The organism is Buchnera aphidicola (Hyperomyzus lactucae), from assembly GCF_005081705.1.
GTDB lineage: Bacteria > Pseudomonadota > Gammaproteobacteria > Enterobacterales > Enterobacteriaceae > Buchnera > Buchnera aphidicola_Y.
In genome coordinates this window covers 286518-300334 of sequence record NZ_CP034876.1, presented here as the reverse complement: position 1 = coordinate 300334, position 13817 = coordinate 286518, and the positions used below count along the sequence as shown (strand labels likewise).

Annotated in this window: 14 protein-coding genes; 3 read left to right on the top strand and 11 right to left on the bottom strand. The window is 25.0% G+C overall.

All coding sequences use genetic code 11. From position 1 onward, the window contains the following. Positions 1-19: 19 nt before the first annotated feature. From yciA to D9V68_RS01385, 3 genes are all read left to right on the top strand, one after another. The gene (gene yciA / locus D9V68_RS01395) at positions 20-427 is read left to right on the top strand and encodes an acyl-CoA thioester hydrolase YciA (protein WP_158357616.1); all 408 of its coding nucleotides are present in this window, start codon (positions 20-22) and stop codon (positions 425-427) included. Positions 428-708: 281 nt separating this feature from the next. Next, entirely contained in the window at positions 709-2169 is a 1461-nt protein-coding gene (cls, locus tag D9V68_RS01390; protein WP_158357614.1) for a cardiolipin synthase, read from the top strand. Positions 2170-2428: 259 nt separating this feature from the next. Then, positions 2429-2836: an H-NS family nucleoid-associated regulatory protein gene (locus tag D9V68_RS01385; RefSeq protein WP_158357612.1), complete on the top strand. Its 408-nt coding sequence runs from the start codon at positions 2429-2431 to the stop codon at positions 2834-2836. Between the two features lie 104 nt (positions 2837-2940). On the opposite strand, the gene ribA is transcribed toward D9V68_RS01385, so the two are convergent. The 11 genes from ribA to mnmA form a co-directional block, all read right to left on the bottom strand. Continuing rightward, on the bottom strand, positions 2941-3531 hold the full coding sequence (gene ribA, locus D9V68_RS01380; protein ID WP_158357610.1) for a GTP cyclohydrolase II: 591 nt from the start codon (positions 3529-3531) through the stop codon (positions 2941-2943). A gap of 71 nt (positions 3532-3602) precedes the next feature. After that, positions 3603-4313 (bottom strand): orotidine-5'-phosphate decarboxylase, encoded by a 711-nt coding sequence (gene pyrF / locus D9V68_RS01375; RefSeq protein WP_158357608.1) that lies wholly within the window; start codon positions 4311-4313, stop codon positions 3603-3605. Positions 4314-4376: 63 nt separating this feature from the next. After that, positions 4377-5330 (bottom strand): lipoyl synthase, encoded by a 954-nt coding sequence (lipA, locus tag D9V68_RS01370; protein ID WP_158357606.1) that lies wholly within the window; start codon positions 5328-5330, stop codon positions 4377-4379. Between the two features lie 100 nt (positions 5331-5430). Next, complete coding sequence (gene lipB, locus D9V68_RS01365; RefSeq protein WP_158357604.1) at positions 5431-6081, bottom strand: lipoyl(octanoyl) transferase LipB; 651 nt, start codon at positions 6079-6081, stop codon at positions 5431-5433. A gap of 40 nt (positions 6082-6121) precedes the next feature. Beyond that, complete coding sequence (locus D9V68_RS01360) at positions 6122-6766, bottom strand: YchE family NAAT transporter (RefSeq protein ID WP_158357602.1); 645 nt, start codon at positions 6764-6766, stop codon at positions 6122-6124. A 56-nt stretch (positions 6767-6822) separates the two neighbouring features. Next, entirely contained in the window at positions 6823-8760 is a 1938-nt protein-coding gene (rnb, locus tag D9V68_RS01355) for an exoribonuclease II (protein WP_158357600.1), read from the bottom strand. Positions 8761-8973: 213 nt separating this feature from the next. After that, on the bottom strand, positions 8974-9756 hold the full coding sequence (locus D9V68_RS01350) for an enoyl-ACP reductase (protein ID WP_158357597.1): 783 nt from the start codon (positions 9754-9756) through the stop codon (positions 8974-8976). 95 nt (positions 9757-9851) lie between these two features. Continuing rightward, entirely contained in the window at positions 9852-10442 is a 591-nt protein-coding gene (locus D9V68_RS01345; RefSeq protein WP_158357595.1) for a transglycosylase SLT domain-containing protein, read from the bottom strand. 108 nt (positions 10443-10550) lie between these two features. Beyond that, positions 10551-11924, bottom strand: coding sequence for an adenylosuccinate lyase (gene purB, locus D9V68_RS01340; protein WP_158357593.1), 1374 nt, complete (start codon positions 11922-11924; stop codon positions 10551-10553). A gap of 10 nt (positions 11925-11934) precedes the next feature. Then, the gene (gene hflD / locus D9V68_RS01335; RefSeq protein ID WP_261979600.1) at positions 11935-12567 is read right to left on the bottom strand and encodes a high frequency lysogenization protein HflD; all 633 of its coding nucleotides are present in this window, start codon (positions 12565-12567) and stop codon (positions 11935-11937) included. A gap of 32 nt (positions 12568-12599) precedes the next feature. Further along, entirely contained in the window at positions 12600-13703 is a 1104-nt protein-coding gene (gene mnmA / locus D9V68_RS01330) for a tRNA 2-thiouridine(34) synthase MnmA (RefSeq protein ID WP_158357591.1), read from the bottom strand. Positions 13704-13817 lie beyond the last annotated feature (114 nt).

The window sequence follows — 13817 nt, the reverse complement described above, 5'->3', positions numbered from 1 at the left end:
CAGAGTGAATATTTTAACAATGCTAGAAAAAAATAAATTACCAAAGGGAACAGTAGTATTAAAAACACTTGCAATGCCTGCAGATACTAATGCTAATGGTGATATATTTGGTGGGTGGATTATGTCTCAAATGGATATGGGCGGAGCAATATTAGCAAAAGAAATTGCGGGTGGAAAAGTAGTAACAGTACGAGTTGATGGAATCACTTTTCTAAAATCTGTATCAGTTGGTGATATTGTTAATTGCTATGCAAAGTGTATTAAAATTGGTAAAAGTTCGATTAAAATTAATGTGGAAATATGGATTAAAAAAATTTATTCGAAACCATTAGGTCAATTTTACTGTGCTGCAGAAGCAGAATTTATCTATGTAGCAATTGATAAAATAGGAAAACCTCGTGAATTATTACCTATGAGTATTATTTAAATAAAAATATACAAAAATTAAAAATAGAAATAATTATTTATTAAAATCATATTAATTAAATTTAATACATTAATAGTTAATAAAAGTAAAAAAATCATGATTTTCCTATTAATTTTAAATATAAAAATTAATTTTTAAATGTTAATAAATAAATTTGGAGTATTAATTAATTATCCTATTACTTTAAATATTATACAAATTTAATTTTTAAAAATAAAAGAATATTTAATTAAATAAAAAGACGCTTTTTTAAAAAAAAGTATAAATAGGACCTTCAATGGATGGATATTTTTTATAATTTAATCAAATGTCTAGTTTTTTCAATTTATTGGTTGTTAATTGCTAGTATTACCTTTAGAGTTTTAATCAAACGTCGCAGTATACCCTCTTCTATGTCTTGGCTTTTAATAGTTTATATTATTCCTCTTATTGGAATTTCTATTTGGTTTTTTTTTGGTGAGTTATATTTAGGGAAAAGACAAAAAAAAATTGCGAATAGAATTTGGTCTATATCTAATAAATGGTTGAATGAATTAAGGTCCTGTACATATATTTTTCAAATGAACAATAGTGAAGTAGCTACTTCTTTATTCCAATTATGCAAACATAGACAAGGTATTGCAGGAATTAAAAGTAATAAGCTTAAATTATTGACTAATACTAAAAAAACTATGCAAATATTAATACGTGATATTTATTTGGCACGTAAAAATATTGAAATGGTATTTTATATTTGGAAACCAGGAGGAATAGCAGATGATGTGGCAATAGCTTTAATTGATTCTGCAAAACGTGGAATACATTGTAGATTAATGTTAGATTCTGCGGGAAGTGTTGAATTTTTTCAAAGTCCTTGGGTTGAAATTATGAGGGAATCTGGTATTCAAATTGTAGAAGCTTTAAAAGTTAGTATACTACGAGTTTTTTTGAGACGTATAGATGTTAGACAACATAGAAAAATTGTATTGATTGATAATTATATTACATATTCAGGCAGTATGAATCTTGTAGATCCTTATTTATTTAAAAAATCTTCTGGTGTTGGTCAATGGATTGATTTAATGACCAGAATAGAAGGACCTATAGCTTCAACAATAGGAATAATTTATTCTTGTGATTGGGAAATTGAAACAGGTTTTAAGATTTTACCTCCATTGCCTAATAAGAACATGATAAAAAATGAATCAAATCAAAATTCTAGTATTCAAGTCATTGCATCTGGACCAGGTTTTCCAGAAAACATGATTCATCAAGCACTATTGACTGCTATTTATTCAGCTAGATATGAATTAATTATGACTACTCCTTATTTGGTACCCAGTGAAGATTTATTACACGCCATCTGCACTGCAGCTCAAAGAGGAGTTAAAGTTAGTATTATTATACCCTTGTATCACGATTCTATTTTAGTAAAATGGGCAAGTAGAGTATTTTTTAGTGAATTATTAGAAGCTGGAGTAAATATTTATCAATTTAAAAAAGGATTATTACATAGTAAAAGTATATTAGTAGATCAACAATTAAGTCTTATTGGTACTGTAAATTTAGATATGAGGAGTCTTTGGTTGAATTTTGAAATTACTTTAGTAATCGATGATAGTAATTTCGGACGTAATTTATTGTGTATACACAATCAGTATATTTCTGATTCTTATTTATTAGATAAAAAAGTTTGGTCTATGCGTGCGTATTGGACTAGAGTGCTTGAAAAAATATTTTATTTTTTAAGTCCATTATTATAAGTATAATACTTATAAAATATTTTTTATTAAAAAATATATATTTATTTTTCACAATATAATTGCATGCATTTTATACACATCTAAAATTTTGTATAATTTTTATACAAAAATAAATTTATATTATATATTTTTTAAAAAATTTTTAAAATTTATATAATATATACAAAAGTTTTATATAAGACTGTTATTTTCTCATTTTTGATATTTAATTATTAAGTAAAATACTTTTACCTTAAACTGATGCTATGAGAACATGATGATGAATGAAATACTAAAAATTCTAAATAATATTCGTACGCTTCGTGTACATTCAAGAGAATGTTCTTTAGAAATTCTAGAAGAAATATTAGAAAAATTTAAAATTATTGTAAATGAAAGAAAAGAAGAAGAAAAAAAAATACAAGAAGAAATAGAAAATAGAACTATAAAATTAAAAAGATACAGAGAAATGCTTATTGCTGACGGCATAAATCCAAATGAATTATTAACAAAAACTAATTCTATTAAATCTTTACAAAAACGAAAAAGACCAAAAAGACCAGCAAAATATAAATATATTAACAATAATGGAGATTTTAAAACGTGGACTGGTCAAGGACGCACTCCATCAGTAATAAAAGATGCGATTTTAAAAGATGATAAAATATTAGAGGATTTTTTATTATAATATGAATTTGGGGGGTTAATCAAAAAAACCCCTACTATTATTAGTATTATTTAGTATAGCACAATATATAATTTAATCTACATTAAAAAAAATAATTTATTTTTCTATTCAGATAATAAATGGCCCATTTTTTCAGCCTTAGTCTTTAAATAATGAGAATTCGTGGAGTTTTTTTTTGTAATAATAGGGACTCTTTCTACAATTTTTATTCCAGCATTACTGAGCATTTGGACTTTAAACGGATTATTTGTTAACAAACGAATTTTTTTAATATTTAATATATTAAATATATCAGCACACAATGAAAAATCTCTTTCATCTGCAGAAAATCCAAGTTTCTGATTAGCTTGTACAGTATCTAATCCTTGATCTTGTAAAGCATATGCACGTATTTTATTAAGAAGACCAATATTCCTTCCTTCTTGACGATGATAAATTAACACACCGCTTCCTTCTTTAACAATTTTTTTCATAGCCATTTCTAATTGATTACCACAATCACATCGCAAACTAAAAAGAGCGTCTCCTGTAAGACATTCTGAATGTACTCTTGCAAGAATGGGAGTGTTTTTTTTTATATTACCATATACAAGCGCTACATGATTTTTACCATTTTTCTTTTCTTCAAAACCAAATATAAAAAATTCCCCCCAAGGAGTAGGTAATATAGCTTTTTCTATTTTTATTAATTGCATAAATCCTCTTGATTTAAGATAAAATATATTTTTAAAATATTGATAAATATCTTTTATTATTTCATATATATTTATTGCATAGATTTTAGTATTGAATCTAATTTTTTAATTGGATTTTTAGACAGGGTAATAGAACGTCCTATCACTATATAATCTATTTTAAATTCTTTTGCTTCTTGAGGAGTAATAACGTTATTTTGATCATATAATAAATCTTCAGAAACTCTAATACCTGGCGTAATAATTTTATATTTATTTCCAAATAAACATTTTATTTTTTTTGCTTCTCTTCCTGGACATACAATTCCATCTAAACCACAATCATTAGATAATTTTGATAAAGTTAAAATATAATCTGTTAATGAAATATTAATCCCAACTTCTTTAAGTTCTTTTTCTTTCAGACTAGTTAGTGCTGTAACAGCTATTAATAAAGGAGCTTTTTTAAAAGATTTTAATGCTTTTTTTGCAGAAATTAACATTTTTTTGCCACCTGCAGCATGAACGCTTAGCATCCAAATTCCTAAATCTGCAGCTGCTTTTGTAGCATTGAATACAGTATTAGGGATATCATGAAATTTTAAATCAAGAAATATATTAAATCCCATTTGATGTAATTCTTTAATAAATTTACGACCTAAAATCGTAAACATTTCTTTTCCAATTTTTAAATAATAAACAGAAGGATTAAGAAGATTGACTAATTTCATGGCTGATTGTTTATTGTAAAAATCTAATGCAATAATAATTTTTGGTATTTTAAAAACATTAGGATCTAACACTATGTAACCTCTGGTATAAAGAATATACATCAATAAAAAATAATTTTCAAAAAATCGTCAATATTATTTTTTAATAGACAAATCAGATTGAAAATTAGCATGGTATGACGAACGAACAAAAGGACCGCAAAAAGCATTCTTAAATCCAATCGATAAAGCTTCCTGTTTGATACTTTCAAATTCTAAAGGTGATACATATCGTTGTACTGGTAAATGACTGATGCTAGGTTGAAGATATTGACCTATTGTTAACAGTGTAACGCCACTCGAATAAAGATCTTTCATTACTTGAATAATTTCCGAATCTTTTTCACCTAGTCCTAACATCAAACCTGATTTAGTTGGTATGTTGGAGTATTTTTTTTTAAATAATTCTAATAAAGACAATGACCTTTGATAATTAGCTCCAGGACGAATTGTTTTGTACATTCTAGGAATATTTTCTATATTATGATTAAATACATCAGGTAATGCTTGATTAAAAATTCTTAAAATTAAATCTATTCTTCCTCGGAAATCAGGAACTAATATTTCAATTTTTACTGTATTTTTTTTTCTAATGGCTTGAATGCAATTAACAAAATGCTGAGCACCACCGTCGTATAAATCATCACGAACGACGGATGTAATTACAACATAATCAATTTTCATGTCAAATACTGTATCAGATAATTTTTTGGGTTCTTCTATATTTATAGAATGAGGTGTTCCATGAGATACTGCACAAAAAGGACAGTTTCGTGTACATATTGATCCAAGAATCATAAATGTTGCAGTACCGTTATTAAAACATTCAGATAAATTTGGACAATGGGCTTCTTCACAAACAGAATGTAATTTATTTTTTCTTAAAGCATTTTTGATATGTTGTATACGAGATGTATTAATAGGTATTTTAACTTTTATCCAATTAGGTTTCTTTAATATATTTATAACCTTGTGAATTGTTTTAGTAGGAATAATATTTAATTTATTTGATATGTTATTTTCTAAGAAAATATCTTTATATTTCTTCATAAAATTTATTATCTCAATTATAAATATTAAAATATACACTATATATAAACTTTAAATAGTTATCTAAAAAAATTTTACACATAATATTTTCAATAAAAAATTATTTATTTTTTTTATCTTTTCCATTAATCATAGTTACTCCCAAAAACTTAGATATTTTTTGAATTAAAATCTTCTGTATATCCATCAATTGAATGCTTAAATTAAAATCTTTTATTTGTGTCATTTTTATATTTACATCTCCACATGGATAAATATAATTAAACGGTGTTAGATCCATGTTGACATTTAGTGCTAAACCATGTAAAGTAGAACCTTTTTTAACTCTTAATCCCAAAGAACATATTTTCTTTTTATGTACATATACACCTGGATATTTTTTTTTCGTATATGATTTGATAGAAAAATGATCTAATGTTTCTATGATTATTTTTTGCATTATATCAATAATTTGACGTATGCTAATTTTACGACGTTTTAGATTAATTAAAAAATATACTATTTGTTGTCCTGGTCCATGATATGTAATTTGACCACCTCTATCAGTATTTACTAAGGAAATGTTATTAGGAAAAATTATATTTTTTTCTTTGTTTATTTGTCCTTGAGTAAAAATCGGATAATGTTCAACGAACCAAACTTCATCAAGTGTATAAAGATTACGTAATATTGTAAAATTATTCATTTTGTGAACAGTTGTAAGCCAATGTTCTAATCCTAAATTACGAAAAATAATTATTTTATTTTGCAAGACACTATCCGACGTACGCTTAAAGAATATTTTAATTAGATTAATGTAATAATCCAGGGAAAATAGTACTCGTTCCAGAAATGATAAATTCTATTCCAAGAGACATCAGTAGTAAACCCATAATACGAGTAATAATATTAATACCTGTTTTTCCTAAAATTTTCACGACACATGGAGCTGCCTGAAAACATAACCAACATACCAGAGAAAACAAAATAATAGCCAAACTACATCCAAATAAATTAATCCAAGTAGAATAGTATGTACTCCAAACAATAGTAGAACTTATTGCTCCAGGACCTGCAATTAAAGGCATAGCTAAAGGAACAACGCTAATATTATCTATATTTTCTTCTTTTTGGTTCCTCGCTATTTTTATTTTATTGATAAATTCACCACTAATCATAGAGAATGCTATACTAATAATTAGTATTCCGCCAGCAATGCGAAAAGAATTAATAGATATACCAAAAGCGTTTAAAATATTACTACCAAAAAATAACGATATTAAAAGAATCAATGATGCTGAAATATTAGCTACTAAATTAGTTTTTTTTCTTTCTAAAAAAGACTGATTATTTGTCATTGTTGTAAAAATAGGAATCATTCCAATTGGATTGACCAAAGCACACAAACCTATAAAAAATTTTATATATATAGATAAATCAAAAATTGAAATATTCATATTATACTCCTGATTTATATTGAATGTTTACAAGTTATTTAAAAATATTTAAATTTTTAATACTCAGGTTTAGCAATAATACTTCGTGTTTCTAATCGAATTTCCGATAAATTTACTCGAATAAAATCAGATACTTTATAGTGTATAATACCATTAATAAAAACTTTTCCTAGTTCTTGATTAAATGTTAGTTCTTCCCTGATTGGATGTAAAAAAACTCCGGGTATGAAAACATTAGCACCATTTTCTATTAATCGAGCTCTCATGCCACTTCTGGTAATATCGATAATTTCAGCATTAAATTGTTTATTTTGATACTTTTTTTTCTGTAATAATATAGTATATAACCAATCTGAAACATCTCTTTCAGCCATTCTATTACGTCTTCTTTGTTCACTTATTTTAAATTTTATTTCTTCACTCGGTTTTATTGCTTGATCTTTTTTTATAATAGATTTTAATAATCGATGATTAATCATATCACTATATTTACGAATAGGAGAAGTCCACGTTGCATATTCTGAAAAACCAAGTGCGAAATGAGGACCTGGTATAGTGCTAAAATCTCCAAAAGACTGAAAACGACGAATACGACTATCAATATAATTATTTGATAATATATTTAAGACACGTCTGAGATTACAAAAACCTTTTAACGTCATTATTTCTTTAACAGCAAAGTTTAAATTATAATTTTTTAAAAAAGAAACTGCATTTTCAGCATTAACAAGATCAAAACCAGTATGGACATTATATATACCAAAACCTAAATTTTTAGATAAAAAATTAGCTGCAGACATATTTGCAATTATCATAGATTCTTCAACTATTTTATGGGCTATACGTCTTTTTTCAATTGACACATCTATCACTTTTCCAGTTTCAGATAAATGAAATCGATATTCTAAACTATCTTTAAATAATACAGCATTCACCTTCCTCCATTTTATACGCAATAAACATAAACGATGTAAAAGTAATATTTGTTTTTCAATAGATTTTTTAGGTGGTATCCATGTACCAGATCCTTCGATCCAGTCCGAAACGTATTCATAAGATAATTTTGATTTTGATTTTATCCATGCTAAAAAAAAATCAATCTTATCTGAAATATCACCATCTTTTAAAATAGTAATACGACATGCTAGTACTGGACGACATTGATTAGGATTTAACGAACATATGTTTTCTGATAAATTTCGTGGTAACATAGGAATGTTAAATCCTGGTAAATAATTTGTAAACCCCCTTTTAGAAGCTATTAAATCTAATCTACTACCACGTTCTATATACGCTGTAGGATCAGCAATAGCTACTGTTAAACAAAGCTCATGAGAAGATGTCTCATCGATAAAAAGAGCATCGTCAATATCTTTTGTATTTATGTTATCTATAGTAATAAAATCCAAACTGGTTAAATCTTTTCTATCATAATTTTCTTTTAATAGAAGATCATTTTCTTCTGCTAAAGGTTCTTTTCTATCAAGATTATGCCGTGCTAAAGTGACCCACCACGGTGCAAATGGATCCTCTTCTTGTATAATTTTTTCAATTAATTCAGCGTAAAAAACATGATCTCCTTTAAGTTTATGTTTTATTAATTTAGCTACTGCCCAATCTCCATTATAAAAATTATTCATACAATTTTTATTAGGCTCACATATTATTAGATCTTTTAAAAATGGATAATCTGGTATTATGAATAATTTATTATTTTTTTCTTCTATCTTTCCAACAAATCTATTTAAAAAAGGTTCAATTAATTTTTCAGGTTCTACTATCTCTCTATCTTTTTCTATTTTTAACAATGCAATTATTTTGTCTCCATGCATAACTTTTTTCATATTTTTAGGAGGTATAAAATAACTTTTCTGTGTATCGATTTCTAAAAATCCAAATCCTCTTTCAGTACTTTTTACTATTCCTTCAACTCGGGGGATCTTGGCATGCAAGTTTTTTTTTAACTGTGTTAATAATGGATTATTATGGAACATAATAGTGGGACCTAATTGTCATAGTAGAAAATTAATCATTTTATAAGTTTAAAAATTAATTTAAATATATAACTCATTTATGAAATATCATAAAAATCATTTTTTTTAAGTGTGTAATAAAAATGTTTTAGTAATTTCTTTGAAAAAATAAAATATTTTATTAAAATATTACTGTTTAATGTTAAAATAAATAATATTTAAATATAATAAATATTATAATACGTTATTAATACTACTCACGTTAAATCCATTATCAACATAAATTACTGAACCTGTAATTCCTATAGATAAATTAGATAATAAAAAAGATGCAACATTACCTATATTTTCAATAGTAATAGAATTCTTTAAAAAAGATTGTTTACAAGAATCGTTTTTTATTTTATTAAAATTTTTGATTTTATAAGAAGAAACGGTCCTAATGGGATTAGGTGAAATAGCATTGACTCTAATTTTTTCCTCACCTAAAGTATAAGCCATATAACGAACATTAGCTTCTAACGAAGCTTTAGCTAAACCCATAACATTATAGTTAGGTATAACTTTTTGAGCACCTATATAAGATAATGTTAATAGAGAAGAAAAATTATTTAACATATTTCTACATTCTTTTACTAATCCCAAAAAACTATATGAACTAATTTCATGTGCAATATTAAATCCTTTTCGAGTAATACTATTAATAAAATCATCATGAAAAAATTCTTTAGGACAATAAGCAATTGAATGGACTAAACCATCAAAATTCTTCCATACTTTACTTAAATTAAAAAAAAGATTCTTAATATTTTCATCATTAGAAACGTCACATGATAGTATAACACTTGATTCCATTGAATTTGCTAAATGTTTGATTTTTTTGCTTATTTTTTCATTTTTACATACAAAAGCTAATTCTGCTTGCTGATTATACAAAGATTTTGCTATACCAAAAGCAATAGATCTAGTACTTGAAATTCCAGTAATTAAAATTTTTTTACCTTTCAAAATTCCCATTTTTGACATCTCAATTGTAGATATTAATTATTTTTAATGTTGGAAATTTATTTTTAAAATTTTTTATACTAGATTATAAATATTAATTACTTTGATTAAATAAGGAAATGCTTGTTTTGCTGGATGTTTTTTTTTATGTATGTACAGAAAGATTGCATTGTCATAGTATTTATTATGGTTATAGCTTGTTTACTATTTTTAGAAAATATTTTAAGAAGTCCACTCATTCCATTAACATATGCCACAATAATAGCAGACCTCATTACTTCTTTATTTTGTATGCGAGTGAATTTTTTTTCTAAAAAATGAATATAGGCAGTTCCTATGTTAATGTTTTCTTTTGGATTGTATAGTTCTTTAATAGAAGGTTGACCTTTTTTCCCATATAAACGATATACTTCCAATCCGGCAGCAGAAGGTTTAATTTGCATTAATCCGATAGCATTTGAACTACTTTTAGCATTGGGATTACCAGAAGATTCCGCATAAATAATAGATTTAATTAATTTTTCATCAACTTTGTATTTCTGAGAAGCCTCTTTAATTAAATTATTCCAGTTGTATAAATTCCTTTCTATAATTTTTTTTTGTAAAAAATAATTTATTTTTAAATTTGGTCTTGTATTTAAAAATTTATTACATCCAGTTAAGAATATTATAGAAATAATTAAAATTCCTAATTTCATGAGAAAAATTCCTTAATGTTTTATGTTATTGATGAAATAAAAAATAAGAAACTACTTATATATTTAAAATAAATATTCTTGCTAATTTTTAATTAATTAAATAATCATTTATTTAATATCATTTATTATTGTACTAGCTGCGCCAATATAATTAAAAGGAGTAATTTTGTTTAAACGTTCTTTTTCTTTTTTTGGAATATCTAAATTAGAAATAAAATCTTTTATAATATTTTTATTTATTATTTTCCCTCGAGTTAATATTTTTAATTGTTCGTATGCATCTTTAATTCCATAACGACGCATAACAGTTTGAATCGGTTCAGATAAAATAGACCAATTTTCATCTAGGTTTTTAAACAATTGAAATTCATTAATTTCTAACTTTTTAATTCCAGATAACACTGAATAATAAGCGATAATTGCATAAGAAATAGCGACTCCTAAATTACGTAATACTGTAGAATCACTTAAATCACGTTGCCATCGAGAAATTGGTAACTTTTTTATCATATGATTCATTAAAGCATTGGACAAACCTAAATTACCTTCAGAATTTTCAAAATTAATTGGATTTATTTTATGTGGCATTACTGAAGAGCCTATTTCTTGTTCTATTGATTTTTGTTTAAAGTAATTAAGAGAAATATAGCCCCACATATCGCGATTAAAATTAATTAATATTGTATTAAAAAGTGACATACAACTAAAAAATTCTGCAATATAGTCATGAGGTTCAATTTGAGTTGTATATGGATTCCAATGAATACCTAAGGATTTTATAAATTCTTCACTAATTTTATGCCAATTAACTTCTGGGTATGCTGCTAAATGTGCATTATAATTACCAGTACTACCGTTAATTTTTCCCAATATTTCTATATTTTCAAGTTTTATATACTGACGTTGCATTCGATAGTAAAAATTAGCAATTTCTTTACCCATAGTTGATGGTGTAGCTGGTTGTCCATGAGTTAGAGATAATAAAGGAATGTTTTTATATTGAAAAATCATTTTTTTTAAAAAAAATATAATTTTCTTCCATAATGGTAAAATTATTTGACTACGCACATCTTTTAACATCAATGCATATGCTAAATTGTTAATATCTTCTGATGTACATCCAAAATGTACAAATTCAGATAATAGTGAAAGATTTTTTGATTTAGAAATTTTTTCTTTTAAAAAATATTCTAATGCTTTAATATCATGATTAGTTTTTTTTTCTATATTTTTAATATATAGTGCATCTTTTTCGTTAAATTTTTTAATAATATTATCGAGAAATAGTATTTCTTTATCATCTATGACGCTTTTAATATTTAATATTTCAGACATACTAATTATTTTTTTTAACCACTGCACTTCTATTGCAAGACGATATTTAAAAAAACTAAATTCACTAAAGATATTTCTTAACAATATTGTAGAACTGCTATATCTACCATCAATAGGAGATATAGCTGTTAAAGAAGTTAATTCCATATACTACATCCTAATTTTTTAAATTAAACAATATTTTTTTTGCTTTTCTAATAATATAATATCTAAAATATATTAACTTTATTTGATTTCCGCCAAATTGTTTCCATAGAACTATAGAACGAATACCTGAAAGTAACAAGCAACGAATTTTTTCCTGGATTGTAAAATCTTGTAAAAAAACTTTAACTCCTTTAACTAAAATGCGAGAACCTAAAGAACTAATAATATCGAGATATATTTTCGCTAATTGACTAGTTAAAATATGAATATTATTATTAATATAATACTCGCTAGATACAATTAATATTTTTTTTTTTAAAGAACAAGTTGCCATATGATCTTTTTTTAATTTTCTTTCAACAATCATCATGTCAAAAATATATTTAATTAATTCTATATATGAAAAAGAAAAATTAGAAAAAGTTAAAATCGATACTAATTTTTTTAATCCTACATTTAAATTTTTTTCATGATTACCATATATTTTTATCACAGAATCAGGATTGATTTCTAAAATACTTTGTAAAGATACTTTAAATGCATCTCTATCGCATTTTCCCGATTGAGCTAATTGTTGTACTAAATGAACTGACTGACAAATACCTGCAAGTGATAATGTAATTGAATACATTTTTTTAATCACAATTATCTCCTTACTATTTAAAATAATTAAAATTATAATAATGGCAATCTAGATTTAATAATGCCCCCACCTATACATTTTTCTGATAAATAAAACACTACTGATTGACCTGGTGTAACTGCTCTAACGGGTTGATCAAAAATTATCTTGATATATTTATTATTTATACATTCTATATTAGACATGATATCTTTTTGACGATATCTTGTTTTCACCATACAAGAAATAGGAAAAGATACTTGATTATTAATCCAATGAATATTTTTAGCTATTAGACCGATAGACATAAGGGATTTATTAAAAGATCCTTGAGCAACTGTTAATGTGTTTTTTTTAAGATTTTTTTCTATTACATACCATGGTATGTTATATTTATCTTTTATTCCGCCAATACCTAATCCTTTTCTTTGTCCTAAAGTGTAATAAAAAATACCGTTATGTTCCCCAATGACTTTCCCGTCAGTTGTAATTATATTACCTTTTTTTTCAGTAATATACAGACTTAAAAATTTTTTTATTTTTTTAGGTCCAATAAAGCAAATACCAGTAGAATCTTTTTTTTCAGCGACTTTTAAATTTATTTTTTTAGCGATACTTCTCACTTGAGTTTTTATTAAATTTCCAATAGGAAATAAAATTTTTTTTAGTTTAACTTCAGTTAAAGTATATAAAAAATAACTTTGATCTTTATTAAGATCAATACCTTTTAAAAGTACATATCTTCTATTTATTTTTTTTATACGAGCATAATGACCTGTAGCAATATAATCTGCTTCAAGTTCTTTAAGAGCATAATTAAAAAATAAATTAAATTTAATTTTTTTATTGCATAATATATCAGGATTTGGCGTATTTCCTTGTTTATGTTCATATAAAAAATTTTCAAAAACCTGTTCCCAATATTCTGTAGAAAAATTTATTGTATGAAGATATATATTTAATTTTTTACATACATTTCTTGCATCATATAAATCTTGAGTAGAATTACAATATCCCTTTTCGTCATCTTCTTCCCAGTTTTTCATAAATAAACCTTCTACTTTATATTTTTGTTTTTTTAACATCCATGCTGAAATGGATGAGTCTACACCTCCAGACATAGCAACAATTACTTTTTTATATTTTTTTATTGTCATGTTGATAATATTAATTTTAGTTGTTTATACGTATATTTTCATATTTTTTTATTATTTATTATATATTATAAATAACAGTAGTGAATATACTATTATATCCTGAATATATAAAAC

What these genes read in the sequence shown, in the direction of transcription:
- yciA (WP_158357616.1), top strand. Translation starts at nt 20, where the DNA reads ATGCTAGAAAAAAATAAATTACCAAAGGGAACAGTAGTATTAAAAACA.
- cls (WP_158357614.1), top strand. Translation starts at nt 709, where the DNA reads ATGGATATTTTTTATAATTTAATCAAATGTCTAGTTTTTTCAATTTAT.
- D9V68_RS01385 (WP_158357612.1), top strand. Translation starts at nt 2,429, where the DNA reads ATGAATGAAATACTAAAAATTCTAAATAATATTCGTACGCTTCGTGTA.
- ribA (WP_158357610.1), bottom strand. Translation starts at nt 3,531, where the DNA reads ATGCAATTAATAAAAATAGAAAAAGCTATATTACCTACTCCTTGGGGG.
- lipA (WP_158357606.1), bottom strand. Translation starts at nt 5,330, where the DNA reads ATGAAGAAATATAAAGATATTTTCTTAGAAAATAACATATCAAATAAA.
- D9V68_RS01360 (WP_158357602.1), bottom strand. Translation starts at nt 6,766, where the DNA reads ATGAATATTTCAATTTTTGATTTATCTATATATATAAAATTTTTTATA.
- rnb (WP_158357600.1), bottom strand. Translation starts at nt 8,760, where the DNA reads ATGTTCCATAATAATCCATTATTAACACAGTTAAAAAAAAACTTGCAT.
- D9V68_RS01350 (WP_158357597.1), bottom strand. Translation starts at nt 9,756, where the DNA reads ATGGGAATTTTGAAAGGTAAAAAAATTTTAATTACTGGAATTTCAAGT.
- D9V68_RS01345 (WP_158357595.1), bottom strand. Translation starts at nt 10,442, where the DNA reads ATGAAATTAGGAATTTTAATTATTTCTATAATATTCTTAACTGGATGT.
- purB (WP_158357593.1), bottom strand. Translation starts at nt 11,924, where the DNA reads ATGGAATTAACTTCTTTAACAGCTATATCTCCTATTGATGGTAGATAT.
- mnmA (WP_158357591.1), bottom strand. Translation starts at nt 13,703, where the DNA reads ATGACAATAAAAAAATATAAAAAAGTAATTGTTGCTATGTCTGGAGGT.